Here is a 20,945-nt window from a genome sequence, read left to right as displayed (position 1 = left end):
TTGCTATCCCTGCGCCGTGTCTTCCGGGCACGTACACTCATCCTTAACCGTTTGGGTTTGGTTAAATGAAACAGTTAAAAATTGCGGCTAATGCGGCGCTTGCCGGCCGTTTAATCACGGGGCGTGAAATTGTTGCGCTAAGTCAGACCGACTTTACCGATGTGGCGGCCGTGGTGGTCTCTATTGAGGAAGCGCGCTGCGGGATCCTGTCGTTATTGCATCATACCGGGTTTACCATTCCGGCTTTCGTCGTACCGAATAATGAGGCGGACTCCCCGTCCGAGATGCTGCCGGCCGGCAGCGCGTGGTTGCCGCTGGACGAGGCCGGCGAGCACGCCGCGGTGCTGGAAAGCGCGGCGCAGGCGTATCAGGATAGGATGCTGCCGCCGTTTTTCGATACCCTGATCAAGTATGTCGATATGGAGAACACCACTTTCGCCTGCCCGGGGCATCAGGGCGGTCAGTTTTTCCGTAAGCACCCGGCGGGGCGGCAGTTTTTTGATTTTTACGGCGAAAATATTTTCCGTTCGGATATTTGCAATGCAGACGTCAAGCTGGGCGACCTGCTGATCCACGAGGGCGCCGCCAAGAAAGCGCAGAAATTCGCCGCCCGCGTGTTCAACGCGGATAAAACCTATTTTGTGCTTAACGGTACCTCCGCCGCCAATAAAGTGGTGACCAATGCGCTCCTGACCCGCGGCGATTTGGTGCTGTTCGATCGCAACAATCATAAATCCAATCACCACGGCGCGCTGATCCAGGCCGGGGCAACGCCGGTTTATCTGGAAACGGTGCGCAACCCGTTCGGCTTTATCGGCGGGATCGATGCGCACTGTTTCGATGAAGCTTATTTACGTCGGCTGGTGAGAGAAGTCGCGCCGCAACGCGCCGATGAGCCGCGTCCGTTTCGTCTGGCGGTGATCCAGCTCGGCACCTATGACGGTACCATCTATAACGCGCGTCAGGTGGTTGATAGCATCGGCCACCTGTGCGACTACATCCTGTTTGATTCCGCCTGGGTGGGGTACGAACAGTTTATTCCGATGATGGAGCAGTGCTCGCCGCTGTTGCTGGATCTGAATGAAAACGATCCGGGCATTTTTGTCACCCAATCGGTGCATAAACAGCAGGCGGGATTTTCGCAAACGTCGCAGATACATAAGAAAGATACCCACATCAAAGGGCAGCGGCGTTTCTGCAACCATAAGCGCTTTAACAATGCGTTTATGCTGCACGCCTCCACCAGTCCGTTCTATCCGCTGTTCGCCGCGCTGGATGTCAATGCCAAAATGCATGAGGGCACCAGCGGGCGCCGCCTGTGGCTGGAGTGTGTGAAAACCGGCATTGAGGCGCGTAAACAACTGCTGGCGCGCTGTGATTTGATTCAGCCGTTTGTGCCGCCCAGGGTAGCGGGCATACCGTGGCAGGATCACGACACGGACATTATTGCCCATGACGTGCGCTTCTTTAATTTTGAGCCGGGCGAAAGGTGGCACGCCTTTGACGGCTATGCCCAGGACCAGTATTTTATCGATCCCTGCAAACTGCTGTTAACCACGCCGGGCATTGACGCGGCCAGCGGCGAATATACCGACTTCGGCATTCCGGCGACCATTCTGGCGAACTACCTGCGCGAGCACGGTATCATCCCTGAAAAGTGCGATCTGAATTCGATCCTGTTCCTGCTGACGCCGGCGGAAGACAGCATCAAAATGCAGCGCCTGGTCGAGGCCATCGTCTATTTCGAGCAGCTTATCGCCCGGGACGCGCCCTTGAGCGAGGTTCTGCCGAGCCTGTATCAGAAATATGAACGGCGCTATCAGGGCTATACATTGCGTCGGCTGTGTCAGGAGATGCATGATTTTTACGCCGGCCACCAGGTAAAAGACCTGCAAAAAGCGATGTTCCGTAAAGACTCGTTCCCGACGGCGCAGATGCTGCCGCAGGAGGCAAACAGCGCCTTTGTGCGCGGCAATATTGAGCTGGTGCCGATAGCGGAAATTGCAGGCCGCATCGCGGCGGAAGGCGCCTTGCCTTATCCGCCGGGCGTGCTGTGCGTGGTGCCGGGAGAAGTGTGGGGCGGGGCGGTGCAGCGTTATTTTCTGGCGCTGGAAGCCGGGATCAACCTGCTGCCGGGGTTTTCGCCCGAACTGCAAGGGGTTTACAGCGTCGCGGAGGAAAACGGCGCTAAACGTCTTTATGGCTACGTGATCGAAAGGTAAAAGCAGCAGGCCCGGTTCCGGGCCTGCTGCTTTCCGCTGCGCCATCAGACGGCGGCCGACTCCTGTTCCTGCGCTTTCGCTTCGCGAGGTTGGCTTGCCTTCTGCTTGCGCAGTCCCAACCACCCGGCAGCCAGCATCAGTCCCAGAACGGGGAGGGAGGCGATAGTCCAGGTGCCGTTGGGGTAATCAAGCGCCATCAGCACCAGAACGCTAAGCAGAAACGCCAGCGTCAGCCACGAGGTTACCGGCGCGCCGGGCATTTTGAAGGAAACCGGCTGCGCCTTGCCCAGGCGGATCGCCTTACGCAGCCTCATCTGGCAGACGATGATAAAGCCCCACGAGGAGATAATGCCCAGCGAGGAGACGTTCAGCACAATTTCAAATACCTGAGACGGGACGATATAGTTCAGGAACACGCCGATAATATGAATGCTCACGGTGATTAAAATGCCGGCATAAGGCACGGACTGGGCGCTCATCCGGGTCAGAAACTTGGGGGCGGAGCCGCCCTGCGCCAGGGAGCGCAGGATCCTGCCGGTGGAATACAGGCCGGAGTTCAGGCTGGAGAGCGCCGCCGACAGCACCACAATGTTCATGATGGTGCCGATATAGGGAACGCCCAGCTTGCTGAAGAAGGTCACGAACGGGCTTTGCCCCGCCTGATAGGCATTCCACGGCAGCAGGCAGACCAGCAGCACAATCGAGCCGACATAAAACAGCCCGATGCGCCAAATAACGCTGTTTACCGCTTTCGGCAGCACCGTTTGCGGATTTTTACATTCACCTGCGGTAATGCCGATGATTTCAACCCCGGCGAAGGCAAAAATAACCCCCTGAATCAGCACCAGCGCGGGCAACAGGCCGTGGGGAAAGATGCCGCCGTTATCGGTGATCAGGTGGAAGCCCGTCGGGTTGCCGTCCAGCGGATTGCCCATCCCCAGGTAGACCGTACCGACAATCAGAAACAGGGAAATGGCCGCCACTTTAATCAGGGCGAACCAGAACTCCATTTCGGCAAACCATTTCACGCCGATCAGGTTCATCAGGGTGACAATGGATAAGGCGCCCAGCGCAAAGGTCCACTGCGGTACGTCGGCGAAGGTTCCCCAATAGTGCATGTAGAGCGCCACCGCGGTGATATCCACGATGCCCGCCATCGCCCAGTTGAGGAAATACATCCAGCCCGCCACGTAAGAGGCTTTTTCACCTAAAAATTCACGGGCATAGGAGACGAAGCTGCCGCTGGTGGGGCGATGGACGATCAGTTCGCCCAGCGCGCGCAGAATGAAAAAAGAGAAGATGCCGCAGGTCAGGTAGACCAGCGCCAGCGCCGGGCCCGCCATCTGTAACCGCGCGCCGGCGCCGAGAAAAAGACCGGTGCCGATGGAGCCGCCAATGGCGATCATCTGAACGTGACGATTGCCCAAGCTTTTGTTGTAACCCTTTTCGTGTGAATCCAGCCAACGTCTTTGATTTGTATCCTGTCCACTACCTGTTTTTTTGCTTTGCGTCATTACTTGCCTGTATCCCTGTCAGTCATTTATGCCGAGATGAATAAGTATTTTTGAACCTGAATAGACCATGTCATTTTTAGGGTTTTTTATAAATATAGTCAGCATGGCGTTAAAGGGCGGCAGTGATGCTACCTTTTATCGGCAAAGGTAGCAAAAAATGCGTTTATGGCCGGACGGAAAAGCGGGAAATCCTGAGGTGATTTTACGCGAGCGGGCAGCGGCCGGCGAGCGTCTGGCGCTCTCTGGCCGCTGCCTGTCGGTTTACTCGCTTTTATTTTGTCCGCCGGCGTCGGCCGCGGAGGCCGTCGCCAGCAGGGTTTCGATTTCCGCCAGGCCGGCGGCGTAGGGCGCGCGCATACGCAGATTGAATTCACCGCCCGGGCTCTGCACCACCACCGCCTTGGCATGGCTGAAACGACGGAAACCGTGGATGCCGTGGTAGGCGCCAATTCCCGATGCGCCCACGCCGCCGAATGGCACGCTCTCGACCGAGGCGTGGGTCATCACGTCGTTGATCACCAGCGCGCCGGAGGTGGTGCGTTCGCCGAACCGCCGTTGACGCAGCGGATCCTGACCGAAGTAATAGGCGGCCAGCGGACGCGGATGCGCATTGATATAGTCCAGCGCTTCGTCAACCTGGCGATAAGTCTTGATCGGCAGAACCGGACCGAAGATTTCCTCCTGCATCACCAGCATCTCGTCGGTGACGTCGAACACCAGCGTCGGCGCTATCTTGCGGGTTTGCGCATCGGCGTTGACTTCGTTTTCCGGCCCTAGCCCGATGACCGTGGCGCCCTTGGCGCGCGCGTCGTCCAGCAGACCCTGGAGGCGCTGGAAGTGGCGATCGCTAATGATAGCGGTGTAGTCCGGATTACCCTGTAGCGTCGGGAAGGTGCGGGCGATAAAACGGCGGGCGTGTTCCACAAAGGCATCGCGGGCGCCTTCAGGCAGCATGACGTAGTCGGGAGAAATACAGATCTGGCCGGCGTTAAAGGTCTTGATCGTCAGCACGCGCTCGGCGGCTACCTGCACATCGGCATCGGTATCGAGCACTACCGGCGACTTGCCGCCCAGCTCCAGCGTCACCGGCACCAGGTTTTCGGCCGCGGCGCGCATCACATGACGGCCGACGCCGGTGCTGCCGGTGAATACCAGATGGTCGAAAGCCTGCGCGCTGAAGGCCGCGCCCACGTCGGCATCGCCGAGCACGGTGGTCAGCTCCAGCGGATCGAAATAGCGGGCAATCAGTTCGGCCAGCAGTTCAGCGGTGCGCGGGGTCAGCTCGGACGGCTTGATCAACGCGCGGTTGCCGGCGGCAAATACCCCCGCCAGCGGGCTGAAAGCCAGATTGAGCGGGAAGTTCCACGGGCTGATGATGCCGACCACTCCCAGAGGCTGGTACTGCACGCGGGCCTGCATTCCTGGGGCCGGGGCCGGCTGTTCGTCGGCCTGCATCCATTGCTGCAGATTTTCCGCGGCGTACTGCAACGCAGCGACGGAGGACAGTACGTCGGCCAACAGGGTCTGATAGGGGCTGCGATGACCGTAGTCGGCGCCGATCGCCGCCGTCAGTTCCCGGTGGTGCCGGGTAAGCAGCCGCGCGGCGCGGGTCAGACGGTCGCAGCGTAACTCGGCGCTGGCCGGGCCATCCTGAATGTACGCCTGTTTCATCGTGGCGACGGTTGCGGCCAGCGTTGCCGCGATAACGGAAGCGTTCATCGGTGACTCCAAAAAGTATTGCATGGGGAAAGGGTCGCTCAAGACAGCTGTTTGATTAAGGCTTCGGCCACCGCGGCCGCAATGCGCGCCACCAGCCGCGTAAAAAGACGGCTAATCTCTGCTTACTTGTGCCGCCGCATCTTCTTCCGCCTGGCGTAAAATTGCTTTGGCGACCCATTGGGTTACGTCCTGAATGGCATCGTCATCCAGATCCCAGATATCTTTTAAAACCAGAAAGACCTCCGATCCGTAAATCAGAGACAAAGCATGAATAACACGCTGGCGGGACTCCGCGGGGATTTTCCCTTCCAGTGGTTCAGTGGCTATTTTTAGCAGACGTTTACGGTTGCCGCGCTGTAGCTTTTCGTCATGAGGGCTATTTGAACGACGATCGGCCCACTGTTGGAGAGAAAGCAGCAGCGCCGCACGTAAAGCGCCTTCATGTTCCAACATCCGCGGATAAGCAAATTGCAACAGTTCGGCAACCCGCTGTTTGGCATCTGGCTGCGTGGGATGCCACGCGAGTATTGGGCCAAGACTCTCGTCGACGACGGCAGAAACCAGAGCGCTTTGCGTCGGGAAATAACGGTAGGCCGTGGCGCGTGAAACCTGTGCCGTTGCGGCGACGTCGGTAATGGAAGGAAATATGCCCTGGTCAAACATTTTCATGGCGGTATCGATCAGTAGGCGCCGGGTTCGTGCCCGCGTTGATGTCAGTTGACTATCCCGTTCAATCACATAGACCTCATTATTGCATGTCGCTGGCTGGAAAGTTCCAGGCGTGGCTGCTGTTGCTGGAACTATAACAAAATGAGCAGTTCATGTGTTACGGCAAGATTTTTTCGCTTAGAGGCGGTGTGATTTGCATTATTATGAGACTTTCGTCTCATTTGATAATTTAATGATTTGCATTTTTGATACTATAGTCTCATTATGGTTGCAAGTTAATCTAATGGTGTCTATTTTTTCATAATTTATATTTATATCATCAGGTTAATATTGTCTGATAACGGAGAGGAACATACCTTATGGGAAAGGACGTCGGCAGTATTTATATTGCAACAACATCAGATACTAAAGGAAATGAGCAGATTTATGTTCGCGATCTGATCGCGGCAACCGGTCTGAAAACAGTTACGGTGGATCTGTCCACCAAGCCGCTTGCGACAAGTACGGCGGATATTCGCGCTGAAACCGTTGCAGCCTGTCATCCACAGGGGGCAACGGCGGTCTTTTGTGGAGACAGAGGGCGGGCTATCAATGCGATGGCCGTCGCGTTTGAGCATTTTATATTATCGCGTAATGATGTCGCCGCGCTGCTTGGACTGGGCGGCTCCGGCGGAACGGCGCTGATTACGCCCGCGATGCAGACGCTGCCGATTGGTTTACCTAAGCTGATGGTTTCCACGATGGCATCGGGCGATATTTCCGGCTACATCGGCGCCAGCGATATCAGCATGATGTATTCCGTTACCGATGTCGCCGGCCTGAACCGTATTTCCCGCCAGGTACTAGGCAATGCCGCTCATCAGATTGCCGGCGCCGTGAAGTTTCAGCTACGGGAAAGTCAGGATGACAAGCCTGCGATTGGCCTGACCATGTTTGGCGTTACCACGCCTTGTATTCAGGCGGTCAGCAAAGCGCTGGAAAATGAGTTCGATTGCCTGGTGTTTCATGCTACCGGTAGCGGCGGCAAGGCGATGGAAAAGTTAGTGGACAGCGGTTTGCTTGCCGGCGTGCTCGATCTGACCACTACCGAAGTGTGCGATCTGTTATTTGACGGCGTATTGGCCTGTGCTCCTGAGCGTTTCGATGCGATAGCCAAAACGCGGATTCCCTACGTGGTTTCCTGCGGGGCGTTGGATATGGTGAATTTTGGCGCGCCAGACAGCGTGCCGGAAAAGTATGCCGACCGTTTATTTTATAACCACAATGCGCAGGTCACGCTGATGCGTACCACGATTGAAGAAAATGTGGCGATGGCGCGGTGGATTGGTGAAAAGCTTAACCGTTGTGAAGGGGAGGTGCGGTTTTTAATTCCTGAGCAAGGGTTCTCCGCTCTGGATGCGCCAGACCAACTTTTCTGGTATCCGCAAGCGCGTGAGGCTTTTATACAGACGCTGGAAAGCGTGGTTCAGCAGACTGAAAAACGGCGGCTTATCCGTCTGCCATTCCATATTAACGATCCTTTATTCGCCTGCGCCGCCGTTGATGCGTTCAGGGCGATATTTAAATAACAGGGGAAAATTATGCCAGGTATTAGTCGCCAGCAACTGTTGGTGAAATTTCGAGACATGATCGCTCGCCGAGAACCGATTATTGGCGGCGGGGCAGGCACCGGACTTTCCGCGAAATGTGAAGAGGCCGGAGGGATCGATTTGATCGTGATTTACAATTCGGGGCGCTATCGTATGGCCGGGCGAGGTTCGCTGGCCGGGCTGCTGGCTTACGGTAATGCTAATGAGATTGTGGTCGATATGGCGAAGGAAGTGTTGCCGGTAGTAAAGCATACGCCAGTTCTGGCGGGGGTTAACGGTACGGACCCATTCTGCCAGTTCGATAAATTTCTGGACGATCTGAAAGCGTTGGGATTTTCCGGCGTACAGAACTTCCCGACCGTCGGTCTGATTGATGGTAACTTCCGCGCCAATCTGGAAGAAACCGGAATGGGATACGCGTTGGAAGTCGATATGATCCGTCTGGCGCATGAGAAAGATATGCTGACCACGCCCTACGTATTCAGCGCCGAAGACGCGGTAGCGATGACTAAAGCCGGTGCGGACATCATTGTTCCCCATATGGGGCTGACCACCGGCGGCAATATCGGTGCGGAAACCGCGCTTAAGCTGGCCGATTGCGTACCCTTGATCAATCAATGGGCGGAAGCCGCAAAAGCCGTGCGCAGCGATGTGATTGTATTGTGTCATGGCGGGCCGATTTCAACGCCGGAAGACGCTCAGTACATCATGGATCACTGTCCGCAATGTGATGGATTCTACGGAGCCAGCTCAATGGAGCGGTTGCCGACGGAAACGGCATTAACCGCAACAACTAAACAATTCAAAAATATCAAACGTTAACTTTTTGACACCTATTGGCGCCAATACCAGGGAAACACCAACTCGGCCAGCATCCTTGCTGGCCGTATTTTTCGTCATGCGGTTTGAACATCTGCTAGCGGCGATAATTTTTCTGCGCGGTATTCACTTTGTACAGATAACGCCGCGACTCGCCGGACGGATGTTTGGTGGTCAGCGTGTCGTATACCTCGCCCGGTGACATATTGTTGATAACGCTTACCGCGCGGCCTCTGTCGCTGGAGAACACCCGCAGCACGCTGCCCGCGCCCCCGTTATAGGCGGTGATCACCGCATAGCGGCGCGAGGTGGGGTCGTTGATGCCGGCCAGATAGCTGTTCTTCAGAATCGACAGATAGGCGGTGCCCGCATCGATGTTGTTTTCCGGATCGAACAGATAGCTGCGACTCGGCTGCCCCCATTTCCCTTTCATTTTGAACACGTCGCGGCCGGCGCTGTGCTGCACCACCTGCATCAGCCCCAGGGCGTCGGAACGGCTTACCGCGTAGGGGTTGAAGCTCGATTCCGTCTGCATGATGGCCAGGATCAGCGACTCTTCAATGCCATAGCGCTCGGCGGCCTTACGCACCAGCGGCAGGTATTTGTGCGCGCGTTGGTCCAGATGGTTGGGAACCAGCTGAATGGTGACGGACCAGATAACGTGCAGCCCGGAAGTGCGTCTCTGCAGCCGGTTTTGCAGCAGGTAATCGGCAAAGCTGGCGGCGCGTCCTTCCCAGCGGATGGCCTGGCCGGTATTGTCCAGCACCTGGCCGTACAGCATCGGCTCCCGGCTGATCTGGATGTCGTTGGCGTCGGAATAGAGGTCGGTGTTGCTGGCGTCGTCGCCCATCAGCAGGGTGGTGATAATCGCCTGGCGCAGGCTGGCGGTGGAGTCCGTCGGCGCAATGGTTTCAATGGTGATGGTGCCGGCATCGAAGTTGATGTGGCTGCGGGTCTGATATTGATCGGTATATTTTACGTAGTCTTTCGGCCCGGCAATCAGCACCTCGTTTATGCCCCAAATATTCTCGATATTGTGGGCGAACTGCCCCATCAGAATATCAAAAGCGTTGGTATCCTTGATAAATTCTTCATTGTCGGTGCTGCTTTTGTTTCCCGAGCAGGAAACCAATAACGGTGCGATAACCAGCAGAGCTAAAATTTTCTTCATATAATAAAGCCGTGTCGGGAATAAGGACGCAAAAGGGCCGTCAGGCCCTGCAATATCAATGACTCGGAGGCGTATAACCTTCGATATGTACGTCCTTACCTTCAAACAGGAACTTGATCATTTCCTGTTCCAGCAGCTTGCGATCTTCAACGTTCATCATGCTGAGCTTCTTCTCGTTAATCAGCATGGTTTGCTTGGTTTGCCACTGCGCCCAGGCTTCTTTGGAGATTTCGTTATAGATGCGTTTGCCCAGTTCGCCCGGGTAGAGCTGAAAGTCCTGCCCTTCGGCTTCACGCTGTAAAAAAGTACAAAAAATCGTTCTGCTCATGCTTCTTCCTCATCAATGGCGCAGGAATTCAATAGTGTCGGCTGGGGCCGGGCTAACTCGCGCAGCAGGCGCTCGACCGGGGCGGCCAGCCCGACGGAAGGCGGCTGCGCTAAGTTATACCAGAGACCCGCGCCTTCATCCATGCAGGACTGTTGTTGTGAGACATTCAGCCATAACGGCACGATATCCAAATGAAAATGGCTGAACGTGTGACGGAAAGCCACCAGCTGTTGTAATCCGTCAGCGTTCAGACCACGGTGTTGCAGCCAGAGTTCCAATTCACCGCGTTCGTCGAACTGCGGAAAGCAGAACAGCCCGCCCCACAGGCCGACGGCGGGGCGCTGCCGCAGCCATATTTTGCCGCCCTGTTGCAGCAGTAAAAAACAGGCGGTTTTTTCCGGCAGCGTCTGTTTGGGTTTCTTGCCGGGATACTGCGCCCAGCTGTGATCGGCGTAGGCCGCGCAGCCGGTATTGAGCGGGCAAAGCTCGCATTTGGGGCGGCTGCGGGTGCACACCATGGCGCCCAGATCCATCATCGCCTGATTAAACTGGCCGACGTCCTGCGCCGGGGTGACATCTTCGCTGATGGCCCACAGCTTTTTTTCCACCTCTTTCTTGCCCGGCCAGCCGTCAACCGCGTAGCAGCGGGCGAGCACGCGCTTTACGTTGCCGTCGAGGATGGGGTAATGCTGCCCCAGCGACAGCGAGAGTATGGCGCCGGCGGTGGAGCGCCCGACGCCCGGCAGGTCCGCCACCTCATCGAAGGTAACCGGGAATTCGCCGCCGTGCCGGGAGACGATGGTCTGCGCCGCCTTGTGCAGATTACGGGCGCGGGCGTAATAGCCCAGCCCGGTCCACAGGTGCAGCACTTCGTCCAGCGGCGCGGCGGCCAGCGCTTTCACGTCCGGGAAGCGGGAAATAAAGCGTTGAAAATAGGGAATAACCGTGGTGACCTGCGTTTGTTGCAACATCACTTCGGACAGCCATACTTTATACGGCGTTTTCTCAAGCTGCCACGGCAGGGTTTTGCGGCCATAGCGTTGGTACCAGTTCAGCACCTGGTGCGCGAACCGTTGCGCTTGCATCATAAAAGGGATCACTATCCGGCAGGTAGAAAGTCTGACTGCGATTCCAGCACAGAGTGAATGTGCTGTAAACCGGAACTTTCCGAGGCGGCGCACTTGCTAAACCGCGGTATCCTTGCATAATGCGCGTTTCCTTAACGAAAACGGACAGACAGTAAACACTCTTTATGATTAATAACGTCATCTCTCCGGAATTTGATGAAAACGGACGCCCGCTGCGTCGTATCCGCAGTTTTGTTCGCCGTCAGGGACGGTTGACCAACGGACAACAGCAGGCGCTGGATAACTACTGGCCGGTGATGGGCGTGGAGTACCAGTCTGAACCGCTGGATATGGCGGCGCTGTTCGGCCGTGATGCGCCGCTGGTGCTGGAGATCGGCTTCGGGATGGGGGCGTCGCTGGTGACTATGGCGCGGCAGCATCCCGAGCAGAACTTCCTGGGGATTGAAGTGCATCTGCCCGGCGTCGGCGCCTGCCTCTCTTCCGCGCAGGAAGCGGGGATCGATAACCTGCGCGTGATGTGCCACGACGCGGTGGAGGTGCTGGAAACCATGATCCCCGATGACGCATTGTCGATGGTGCAGCTGTTTTTCCCCGATCCGTGGCACAAGGCGCGCCACAACAAGCGCCGTATTGTGCAGACGCCGTTTGTCGAACTGGTGCTGGGCAAGCTGAAGATCGGCGGGGTGTTTCATATGGCGACGGATTGGGAACCTTATGCGCAGCATATGCTCGAAGTGATGAGCGCCGTCGCGGCATATCGCAATCTTTCCGATAATAATGACTACGTTGCGCGGCCGGAATCACGTCCGCTGACAAAATTTGAAGTTCGCGGTCAGCGTTTAGGGCATGGTGTTTGGGATCTGATGTTTGAGAGGGTGAAATAATGGCGCAGGCTCGTAGCCGTCGTTTACGTAAAAAACTACACATTGATGAATTTCAGGAACTGGGATTCTCCGTCAGCTGGCGTTTCCCGGAGGGAACCGACGTTGCGGATATCGACCGTATGATGGACAAGTTCGTCGATGACGTGATTGAACCTAACGGTCTGGCGTTCGAAGGCAGCGGTTATCTGCAATGGCAGGGGTTGATCTGTCTGCAGAAGATCGGCCACTGCACCGACGAACACCGCCAGCTGGTCGGCCGCTGGCTGGAAGAGCAGCAGCTGACGGAGGTTAACGTCAGCGATTTGTTCGACATCTGGTGGGATCTGCCCGAGGATCTGATCTAAATTCCGCTCCGGCCGGGTAGCCTCGCCGTTACTCAGCCGTTTTTCGCCCGTTCAACGGGCGGCATGCTCCCTCATCCCCGCGGCCGTGGTTGTTTCCCTCAGGAGAAAATATGTTGCGTAAAATGACTCTGGGTTTATTGATGTTGCTGTCCTGGCAGGTCCAGGCCGCGTATCAGTGTAACGTTAATCCGCAGGACGATATTATCATCAGCCCGCAGCACGTGCAGGTGGTGGGCGCCAGCGGCAATTTGCGGATTTCGCCTGAGGGCGACATCGTGCGCAACGGCGCGCCGTTGAGCCTCAACGCAGAGCAGCGTCAGCAAGCCAAAGCCTATCAGGCAGATCTGCGTCAACAGCTGCCCTGGATCGATCAGGGCGCGCAGCAGCATCTGGAAAAGGCGCGCGTGGCGTTGGATGGCGTTATCGTGCGGGAGCTGGGCAGCGACAGCAACGTCCGCAACCGGCTGACCACGCTGAACGGCCAGTTGAAACAGCAGATGAACCGCGTTATCGAGCATCGCAGCGACGGGCTGACGTTTCACCATCAGGCGATCAAACAGGTCGAGCAGGACGGCAAGCAAATCGTCGAGCAGAGCATGGGCGGCGTGCTGCAGGACAGCCTGAATGAAATGGGCGTAAAGCAGATGACCAGCGGCGGCAATCCGCTCCAGGCGATGATGGGCAACCTCGGCGGTTTGCAGAAAGCGATTCAGACCGAATGGAACAATCAGGAAATGGCGTTTCAGAACTTCGGCGACGAGGTGTGCGGCCGGGTCACCTCGCTGGAGGATCAGCGTAAAAGCTTGCTGCAAACGCTGAAGTAATTACCCCCGTTATGCCCGCGGATACTGTGTTGAGCATCCGTGGTCAAGTCGCTCTCCTCCATCAAGCCCTGACTCTCTCGTCATGCCCGCGCAGGCGGGCATCTCCGCAACGCCGAGCGGAAATCCCCGCCTACTGCCGGGGATAACGATGGCGGCATTCGGAAAGATATAGCGCAATCCAACGGTTGTCGATTAAGGCGCCGGGATGGTAAAACGGCGGTGAATCGCTTCCAGTTCGTCCAGTATTTCCTGATCCAAGGTGAGTTCCAGACTGGCGAGGTTGGTTTGCAACTGCGCTACCGAGGTGGCGCCCAGCAGGGTTGTGGCGACGAACGGCTGCTGGCGGACGAAAGCCAGGGCCATCTGCGCCGCATCCAGGCCGTGTTTCTGCGCCAGCGCCACGTATTCGGCGATAGCCTGTTCGGTATGCGGCGCGCTATAGCGCACAAAGCGGCTGAACAGCGTATTCCGCGCGCCGGCGGGCCTGGCGCCGTTCAGGTATTTGCCGGTCAGCGTACCGAATGCCAGCGCCGAATAGGCCAGCAGCTCAACCCCTTCATGCTGGCTGATTTCCGCCAGACCGACTTCAAAGCCGCGGTTCAGCAGACTGTAAGGGTTCTGAATGGAAACGATGCGCGGCAGATCGTGTTTTTCCGCCAGATGCAGATAGCGCATCACTCCCCACGGGGTTTCGTTGGACACGCCGATATAGCGGATTTTCCCGGCGCGCACCTGCTCATTCAGCGCCTCCAGCGTTTCCAGCAAGGTTACGGCGGGTTTTTCGTCGGTATATTGGTAGCCCAGCTTACCGAAACAGTTGGTTTGCCGCTGCGGCCAGTGCAGTTGATATAGATCGATGTAGTCGGTGTTCAGCCGAGTCAGGCTGGCGTCCAGGGCGTCACGGATATTTTTACGATCCAGCGCCTGCTGCGGCCGGATCCCGCTATCATTGCCGCGCGCCGGTCCGGCGACTTTGCTTGCCAGTATCAGTCTTTCCCGTCCGCCGCGGGATTTCAGCCAGGAGCCGATATAGCTTTCGGTTAATCCCTGGGTTTCCGGGCGCGGCGGCACCGGGTACATTTCTGCTGTGTCAATCAGGTTAACACCTGCGGCAATGGCGTGATCCAATTGGGCATGAGCGTCAGCTTCGCTGTTTTGTTCGCCAAAGGTCATGGTGCCGAGGCCCAGAACACTCACTTCTAAAGAACTATGTGGAATACGATGATATAGCATTGCCAGCTTCCTTTATGTCTGAGAATTACAGATAGGCAGGCAGACGCCTGCCTATCTGAATTTGACTATAACCAAGCCGGGTCATGTGGGGAAGCGTCTTTATTGCATAGCGGTGCCGGGGACGCGCCCGCCGAAGGTCTGACGTGGAGAATCAGCGCTCGATGATCTGCGATATCTGATTGGTGTTAATCTGTTTTTTATTGCCCTGTTCGTCCACGTAGCTGAGCAACCCGGTTTCTTCATCCAACTCCGGCTTACCCTGCGTCAGCAGCATCTGCCCGTCTTTGGTGGCCATGACATAGTGGCTGGAACAGCCGCCGAGAGTGAATAATAACGCCAGCATAACCGCCATTTTTATCTGTGTTTTCATCGTCTTTAACCTGTTTTCGACCGCAAAATTAAGGCCCATCCATCACTGTAGCAAATAGCCGGTGAGGATGATGTAGGAATAATGGAGAAAATTGCTAAAGAATCAGAGCGACGGGCGGCGCTTGCGCCGCCCGCGAGGGGGTTACTCGATGGTGTTGGCTTTTTTACCGCGCAGCAGATTCAGCGTTTCCACCGCCATGGAGAAGAACATCGCGAAGTAGATGTAGCCTTTGGGTACATGAATTTCGACGCTTTCCAGGATCAAGGTGAAGCCGACCAGTATCAGGAACGACAGCGCCAGCATTTTGACCGACGGATGCCGTTCAACAAATTCGCCGATCGCCCGGGCGGAGAACATCATCACGCTCACGGCGATAATCACCGCCGCCATCATGATAAACAGATGGTCGGAAAGGCCGACCGCGGTAATCACGGAGTCCAGGCTGAAGATAATATCCAGCAGCATGATCTGTACGATCGCCCCAAAAAACGAATGCACCTGCGAGACGTGATCCGTCGAGCCGCCCTCTACCGTTTCGTGAATTTCCTTGCTCGACTTCCAGATCAGGAACAGTCCGCCGAAAAACAGGATCAGGTCGCGCAGGGAAATATCATTGCCTAGTACGGTAAACAAAGGGTGGGTCAGGCGGATAACCCAGGCAATAGAGGCCAGCAGCCCCAGACGCATCAGCATGGCGCCCATAAGGCCGATGCGGCGTGCTTTATTTTGCTGAGCTTTGGGGAGTTTGGCGACCACCAGCGACAGGAAAATAATGTTGTCGATACCAAGAACGACTTCCAGAATAGTCAGCGTTCCCAGTGCCAACCAGGCATTCGGATCAACAATCCAATCAAACATTGTATCAATGCACCTTAAACGAAATGTAAACGATATTATACGCCGCCATATTAGCGTGCAGGCAAGCGAAAGTGTGGCAGGTTACAGCAGAAAATGGCGCGCCAACAGGGGAGCGGTGAAGGTTTTCTTTAAGTAGAATCCACGGGGTAAGGTGAGAATCGGCTGCCCAAACTCACCAATCGCTTCCGTCAGGGCGCGGCTGTTGGCCGCTTTGGGGCGTAATTGTAGCACTTCGCCGTGGCGGGCGGTGATACTTTCAACCCGGCCGAGGACGATCAGGTCCATCAGCTCTTCCCAGTCGCGGCGCAGCTGCTCTTCCTCTTCCCGGCTGGGGCTCCAGATAAGCGGGGCGCCAATCCGCCGTGCGCCCAAAGGGATATGCCGCGAGCCTTCCACCGGGATCCACAGTACCCGCGCCAGTTTGTGCCGTACGTGGCTGCTTTCCCAGGTGACGCCGCTGTTGCCGGTGAGCGGGGCGACGCAGACGAAAGTGGTTTCCAGCGGTTTGCCCTGCTTGTCGATGGGAATGGTTTTCAACTCGATACCGATATCGGCGAAATCCTGCTCCGGCTTACTGCCGGCGCTGGCGCCCAGAAAACGCTCCAGCAGTATGCCAATCCAGCCTTTATCCCGTTTCAGGTTCGCCGGCAGCGGCAGCTGCGCGATCGCCGCCAGTTCAGCCAGATTGTAACCGGCAAGCGACCGGGCACGCAGCAACAGTTCCTGTTCACTATGCGGCGGCGTAGTGAAAACGGATGGTGAATTCATAAGTTAGATAGCCTGATTTTTTCCGTTCAAAAAAAACACAACGGGTGAAAAACATTAACGCACAGTCGGAAAACTTGTTGAAGGAGTCAATAATAGCATGATTCATAGCGGTTTTTCCCAATGAGTTCCTGTCGGCGGAATCTTATTTTATAAACTGTGCACCTGTAGACGCCAACAATGAACAGGATCTTACACCAGGTTATCCACAGATTTCTTGGATAACCGACATAAAGAAGCATTACTGGTTTGATTTACAGCCTTGACGCGGGGCGGTTTTGCTGTTTTTGCCGGTTTTTTGTCTGATGAACTGTCCGTGGTTGTGGATAAAGTCGGTATAGGACGATCTTTCGCCAGCGTTAAGGCAACAATAATTTCGTCAGGATCCTTTACGGCGGTTTTGTGGTTGAAAACCGAATTAACGTCATGAAAGTAAATGATTATTTATTTAGATCTTAAAGGAGGGGGTTAACGGTCGGCAACAGGTTCCACTTACTTTTTCATGGGTTCTGCACAAAGATGTCCACAGAAATAGTGAATAAGCCGCCGGGATCGGCTTTTACATGTTTATAACTTTGATGCTATCTGTGGGTTATCGCGACTTTATTAGAAGGGGGACGGCTCCAAGCAGTAGTTTACCGTCTGCCGGGAGTGTGAAACAATCAGCTCATCTTTGCATTAAAGTCTATTGAGGTAGTCCGGTGATCGATGATGATGGCTACCGCCCGAATGTTGGTATCGTAATTTGTAATCGGCAGGGACAGGTCTTGTGGGCTCGTCGCTACGGGCAGCACTCCTGGCAGTTTCCTCAGGGGGGAATTAATCCCGGCGAAAATGCGGAACAGGCGATGTACCGTGAACTGTACGAGGAAGTGGGGTTAAGGAAAAAAGATGTGCGTATCCTGGCATCTACCCGCAACTGGTTACGCTATAAATTACCAAAACGTTTGGTGCGTTGGGATACAAAACCGGTATGTATCGGCCAAAAGCAAAAATGGTTTCTGCTACAGTTAATGTGCAATGAGTCAGAGATCAATATGCAAAGCAGCGGTACGCCTGAATTCGACGGCTGGCGCTGGGTCAGTTACTGGTATCCGGTACGTCAGGTGGTATCTTTCAAGCGCGACGTTTATCGTCGGGTGATGAAAGAGTTTATCAGCCCGGTGATACAGCTTCAGGAGCATAGCGCGGCTCGGACGGCGCAGCCGCCCGGCGCCCGGCGAAAGAGAGGGTAAATCAGGCACATCATGCTCACGCGCCTGCGAGAAATTGTCGAAAAAGTAGCGGCGGCGGCCCGCCTTGATGATGCGCTGGATATTCTGGTGAATGAAATCTGTCAGGCGATGGACACGGAAGTCTGTTCCATCTATCTGGCCGATCACCACCACCAATGCTACTACCTGATGGCCACGCGCGGACTGAAAAAACCGCGCGGACGCACCGTCACGCTGGCGTTCGGCCAGGGCGTGGTCGGTCTGGTGGGCCAGCGGGCGGAACCGATTAATCTGGCGGATGCCCGTTCCCACCCCAGTTTCAAATATATTCCCGCCGTAAAGGAACAGCATTTCCGCTCTTTTCTCGGGGTGCCCGTTATCCATCGCCGCCAGCTGCTGGGGGTATTGGTGGTGCAGCAGCGCGAACACCGGCAGTTTGATAAAAACGAAGAGTCGTTCATGGTGACGCTGGCGACGCAGCTGGCGGCCATTCTTTCCCAGTCGCAGATTAAAACGCTGTTCGGGCAATTCCGTCAGGCGCGCGTTAAAGCGCTGACGGCATCTCCCGGCGTGGCGATCGCGCCCGGCTGGCGGGATTGCAGCCAGCCTTCTCTGGATCAGGTCTTTCCCGCGTCAAGTCTGGACAGCGAACGGGAGCGCGCCCGGCTGACCCAGGCGCTGGAGGAAGCCACCGCGGAGTTTCGCCGTTTCAGCAAACGCTTCGGCGCCGGCGCGCAAAAAGAGAGCGCGGCCATTTTTGATCTCTATTCCCACCTGCTTAATGATGCCCGCTTTAAGCGCGAGCTGTTTCAGGAAGTAGACGCCGGCAACGCCGCGCAATGGGCGGTCAAGCTGGTGATTGAGCGTTTCGCGGCGCGCTTCTCCAACCTGCAGGATACCTATCTGCGCGAGCGGGCCGGCGATTTCCGCGCCCTCGGGCAGCGGCTGTTATTCCATCTCGACGATAACGCGCCCAGCCTCGGACGGTGGCCCGAACGCTTTATTCTGGTCGCCGATGAACTGACGGCGACGCTGCTGGCGGAATTGCCCGCGGAGCGGCTGGCGGGGGTGGTGGTCTACGACGGCGCGGCAAATTCTCATGCCGCCATTCTGGTGCGCGCCATGGGGATCCCGACCCTGGTCGGCGCGGATATTCAGCCTGAGCTGCTTCATCAGCGCATGCTGATTATCGACGGCTATCGCGGCGAGCTATTGGTGGATCCCGAACCACTATTGGTGCAGGAATATCAGCGCCTGCTGCTTGAGGAAAATGCGCTCACCCGCCTGGCGGAAGATGATATGGCGCGCCCGGCGGTGCTGAAAAGCGGCGAACGCATGCAGGTGATGCTGAACGCCGGATTAAGCTCAGAGCATGATAAAAATATTATAAATCAGGTGGATGGCATTGGCCTGTATCGAACCGAGATCCCCTTTATGCTGCAGAGCGGCTTCCCGTCCGAGGATGAGCAAACGACGCAATATCAAAGCATGTTGCAGCTCTATCCCGCGGGGCAGGTCATATTGCGTACCTTGGACATCGGCGCCGACAAGCCATTGCCGTATCTACCCATCAGTGAAGAGAACCCCAGCCTTGGCTGGCGCGGTATCCGTATCACCCTCGATCAGCCGGAAATATTTCTTATCCAGATTCGCGCCATGCTGCGGGCGAACGCCCATAGCGGCAATCTGCATATTCTGCTGCCGATGGTGAGCAGTCTGGATGAGATCGATGAGTCCCGCCGCCTGATCGACCAGGCCGCGGGCGAAGTCGCGGAACAGCTGGGGGCCCCGCAGCCCAGGCCGCGCATCGGCATTATGATCGAAGTGCCGTCGATGATTTTTATGCTGCCGCATCTGGCCGAGCGCGTTGATTTCGTTTCCGTCGGCACCAACGATCTGACCCAGTATCTGCTGGCGGTGGACCGTAACAACGCCCACGTCGCTTCCCTGTATGACAGCCTGCATCCGGCGATGCTACAGGCGCTGAATACCATCGCCGCCGAGTGCCGGCGCCACGGTATCGCGGTTTCCGTGTGCGGCGAGATGGCGGGAGAGCCGCTGGGGGCGCTGGTGCTGACCGGGCTGGGGTATCGCACGCTCAGTATGAACGGCCGCAGCGTGGCGCGCATTAAATACCTGCTGCGCCAGATTGACTTACCCGAGGCGCAGACCCTGGTCGGACAACTGCTGACGGCCCCGAGCGCCGGCGAAGTGCGTCGGCGCGCCGCTATCTTCGCCGAAGATCGCGGGCTGGGGGGGCTGATCCGCGGCGGTCGCTGATTGACGGCTAGCCCATGCTTTACAGAACTTTTCTTATGCGGATAACCTACGGATTCGGTGCGCTATGCTATGATTCGCCACCGCGGTCGGCGGGAAAACGCCCCGCCTCGACCGATCGATAGCCCCTGGACGGGAACAATACAACAAAATATGTGGTGAACGATGACGACGAGCTATCTGGCGTTTCCTCAGTTTGATCCGGTGATCTTTTCAATTGGCCCCGTGGCTTTGCACTGGTATGGGCTGATGTATTTGGTTGGGTTTGTGTTTGCCATGTGGCTGGCGGTGCGTCGCGCCAACAAACCGGGTAGCGGCTGGACGAAAGACGAAGTCGAAAACCTGTTGTATATGGGCTTTCTCGGGGTATTTATCGGCGGCCGCTTGGGCTATGTGCTGTTCTATGCGTTGCCGTCGTTTATGGATAATCCGCTCTATTTATTTAAAGTCTGGGATGGCGGCATGTCATTCCACGGCGGTCTGATCGGCGTAATCTGCGTTATGCTGTGGTTCGCCCGGCGCACCAAACGGCATTTCTTCCAGGTGGCTGATTTTATCGCGCCGTTAATCCCTTTTGGCCTGGCGGCCGGTCGTCTGGGCAACTTTATCAACGGCGAGCTCTGGGGCCGCGTCACCACCGGTACGCCATGGGCGATGTTATTCCCCGGCTCACGCGGCGAAGATCTGGCGCTGGCGGCCGGCAATCCGCAATGGCAGGCCATTTTCAACCAGTACGGCATGCTGCCGCGCCATCCCTCTCAGCTGTATCAGATGGCGCTTGAGGGCATCGCGCTGTTTATCATATTGAATCTGTTTATCCGTAAACCGCGCCCGATGGGCAGCGTTTCCGGGCTGTTCCTGATCGGCTACGGCGTTTTTCGCATCATCGCGGAATTTTTCCGCCAGCCTGATGCGCAGCTGGGGTTATTCAGCAATATCTTCAGCATGGGGCAAATTCTGTCGATACCGATGGTCGTCGTCGGGGTTCTGATGATGGTCTGGGCCTATCGCCGTCAGCCCGCGCAGCAATAATCGTCGGTCGTCATTCTTTAATATT

Annotated in this window: 19 protein-coding genes; 9 read left to right on the top strand and 10 right to left on the bottom strand. The window is 56.4% G+C overall.

The annotated features are described in order from the left end of the window. Positions 1-65: 65 nt before the first annotated feature. The gene (locus MFP24_RS04655) at positions 66-2,222 is read left to right on the top strand and encodes an ornithine decarboxylase (RefSeq protein ID WP_249229286.1); all 2,157 of its coding nucleotides are present in this window, start codon (positions 66-68) and stop codon (positions 2,220-2,222) included. Between the two features lie 44 nt (positions 2,223-2,266). Here MFP24_RS04655 and ansP read toward each other — a convergent pair whose 3' ends face one another. The 3 genes from ansP to MFP24_RS04640 all read right to left on the bottom strand — a co-directional run bounded on the left by ansP (position 2,267) and on the right by MFP24_RS04640 (position 6,193). Then, the gene (gene ansP / locus MFP24_RS04650) at positions 2,267-3,736 is read right to left on the bottom strand and encodes an L-asparagine permease (protein WP_249229287.1); all 1,470 of its coding nucleotides are present in this window, start codon (positions 3,734-3,736) and stop codon (positions 2,267-2,269) included. A gap of 261 nt (positions 3,737-3,997) precedes the next feature. After that, positions 3,998-5,455 (bottom strand): coniferyl aldehyde dehydrogenase, encoded by a 1,458-nt coding sequence (locus MFP24_RS04645; RefSeq protein WP_249229288.1) that lies wholly within the window; start codon positions 5,453-5,455, stop codon positions 3,998-4,000. Positions 5,456-5,566: 111 nt separating this feature from the next. Next, entirely contained in the window at positions 5,567-6,193 is a 627-nt protein-coding gene (locus tag MFP24_RS04640) for a TetR/AcrR family transcriptional regulator (protein ID WP_249229289.1), read from the bottom strand. A gap of 290 nt (positions 6,194-6,483) precedes the next feature. On the opposite strand from MFP24_RS04640, the gene MFP24_RS04635 reads away from it, so the two are divergent. Beyond that, positions 6,484-7,692 carry a Tm-1-like ATP-binding domain-containing protein gene (locus MFP24_RS04635; RefSeq protein WP_249229290.1) on the top strand — a complete coding sequence of 403 codons (1,209 nt, stop codon included), beginning with the start codon at positions 6,484-6,486 and terminating at the stop codon, positions 7,690-7,692. A gap of 12 nt (positions 7,693-7,704) precedes the next feature. Then, positions 7,705-8,535 (top strand): phosphoenolpyruvate hydrolase family protein, encoded by an 831-nt coding sequence (locus MFP24_RS04630; protein WP_249229291.1) that lies wholly within the window; start codon positions 7,705-7,707, stop codon positions 8,533-8,535. Between the two features lie 94 nt (positions 8,536-8,629). On the opposite strand, the gene mltC is transcribed toward MFP24_RS04630, so the two are convergent. The 3 genes from mltC to mutY are packed head-to-tail and all read right to left on the bottom strand — an operon-like array spanning position 8,630 to position 11,119. Beyond that, positions 8,630-9,703 (bottom strand): membrane-bound lytic murein transglycosylase MltC, encoded by a 1,074-nt coding sequence (gene mltC / locus MFP24_RS04625; RefSeq protein WP_249229292.1) that lies wholly within the window; start codon positions 9,701-9,703, stop codon positions 8,630-8,632. Between the two features lie 55 nt (positions 9,704-9,758). After that, positions 9,759-10,031 (bottom strand): oxidative damage protection protein, encoded by a 273-nt coding sequence (locus MFP24_RS04620; RefSeq protein ID WP_009114200.1) that lies wholly within the window; start codon positions 10,029-10,031, stop codon positions 9,759-9,761. After that, a complete protein-coding gene (mutY, locus tag MFP24_RS04615; RefSeq protein ID WP_249229293.1) occupies positions 10,028-11,119 on the bottom strand; it encodes an A/G-specific adenine glycosylase in 1,092 nt (363 codons plus the stop codon). Before mutY ends, MFP24_RS04620 begins: the two co-directional genes overlap by 4 nt. Before the next feature lie 164 nt (positions 11,120-11,283). Here mutY and trmB point away from each other — a divergent pair, with 164 nt between their 5' ends. The 3 genes from trmB (at position 11,284) to MFP24_RS04600 (ending at position 13,171) form a co-directional block, all read left to right on the top strand. Then, the gene (trmB, locus tag MFP24_RS04610; RefSeq protein WP_249229294.1) at positions 11,284-12,003 is read left to right on the top strand and encodes a tRNA (guanosine(46)-N7)-methyltransferase TrmB; all 720 of its coding nucleotides are present in this window, start codon (positions 11,284-11,286) and stop codon (positions 12,001-12,003) included. Beyond that, entirely contained in the window at positions 12,003-12,347 is a 345-nt protein-coding gene (locus MFP24_RS04605) for a YggL family protein (protein ID WP_136167100.1), read from the top strand. The genes trmB and MFP24_RS04605 overlap by 1 nt, the downstream gene beginning before the upstream one ends. A gap of 110 nt (positions 12,348-12,457) precedes the next feature. Then, positions 12,458-13,171 carry a YggN family protein gene (locus MFP24_RS04600; protein ID WP_249229295.1) on the top strand — a complete coding sequence of 238 codons (714 nt, stop codon included), beginning with the start codon at positions 12,458-12,460 and terminating at the stop codon, positions 13,169-13,171. A gap of 192 nt (positions 13,172-13,363) precedes the next feature. Here the strand turns inward: MFP24_RS04600 and MFP24_RS04595 are convergent, their stop codons facing one another. The 4 genes from MFP24_RS04595 to mutH form a co-directional block, all read right to left on the bottom strand. Beyond that, positions 13,364-14,404, bottom strand: a complete 1,041-nt coding sequence (locus MFP24_RS04595) for an NADP(H)-dependent aldo-keto reductase (protein ID WP_249229296.1) — start codon at positions 14,402-14,404, stop codon at positions 13,364-13,366. A gap of 151 nt (positions 14,405-14,555) precedes the next feature. Next, positions 14,556-14,774 carry a YgdI/YgdR family lipoprotein gene (locus MFP24_RS04590; RefSeq protein ID WP_249229297.1) on the bottom strand — a complete coding sequence of 73 codons (219 nt, stop codon included), beginning with the start codon at positions 14,772-14,774 and terminating at the stop codon, positions 14,556-14,558. A 141-nt stretch (positions 14,775-14,915) separates the two neighbouring features. Next, positions 14,916-15,632, bottom strand: coding sequence for a TerC family protein (locus MFP24_RS04585; protein ID WP_249229298.1), 717 nt, complete (start codon positions 15,630-15,632; stop codon positions 14,916-14,918). 81 nt (positions 15,633-15,713) lie between these two features. Further along, on the bottom strand, positions 15,714-16,400 hold the full coding sequence (gene mutH / locus MFP24_RS04580; protein ID WP_249229299.1) for a DNA mismatch repair endonuclease MutH: 687 nt from the start codon (positions 16,398-16,400) through the stop codon (positions 15,714-15,716). A 698-nt stretch (positions 16,401-17,098) separates the two neighbouring features. Here mutH and rppH point away from each other — a divergent pair. The 3 genes from rppH (at position 17,099) to lgt (ending at position 20,920) form a co-directional block, all read left to right on the top strand. Continuing rightward, positions 17,099-17,632: an RNA pyrophosphohydrolase gene (gene rppH / locus MFP24_RS04575; protein ID WP_249229300.1), complete on the top strand. Its 534-nt coding sequence runs from the start codon at positions 17,099-17,101 to the stop codon at positions 17,630-17,632. Positions 17,633-17,644: 12 nt separating this feature from the next. Further along, a complete protein-coding gene (ptsP, locus tag MFP24_RS04570) occupies positions 17,645-19,891 on the top strand; it encodes a phosphoenolpyruvate--protein phosphotransferase (RefSeq protein ID WP_249229301.1) in 2,247 nt (748 codons plus the stop codon). 162 nt (positions 19,892-20,053) lie between these two features. After that, complete coding sequence (gene lgt / locus MFP24_RS04565) at positions 20,054-20,920, top strand: prolipoprotein diacylglyceryl transferase (protein WP_249229302.1); 867 nt, start codon at positions 20,054-20,056, stop codon at positions 20,918-20,920. The last annotated feature ends 25 nt before the right edge of the window (positions 20,921-20,945 follow it).

The sequence above is a fragment of the Brenneria tiliae genome (assembly GCF_023347575.1).
GTDB lineage: Bacteria > Pseudomonadota > Gammaproteobacteria > Enterobacterales > Enterobacteriaceae > Brenneria > Brenneria corticis.
Note: the sequence above shows the minus strand (reverse complement) of the source record. Positions and strands in the feature narration are given on the sequence as shown.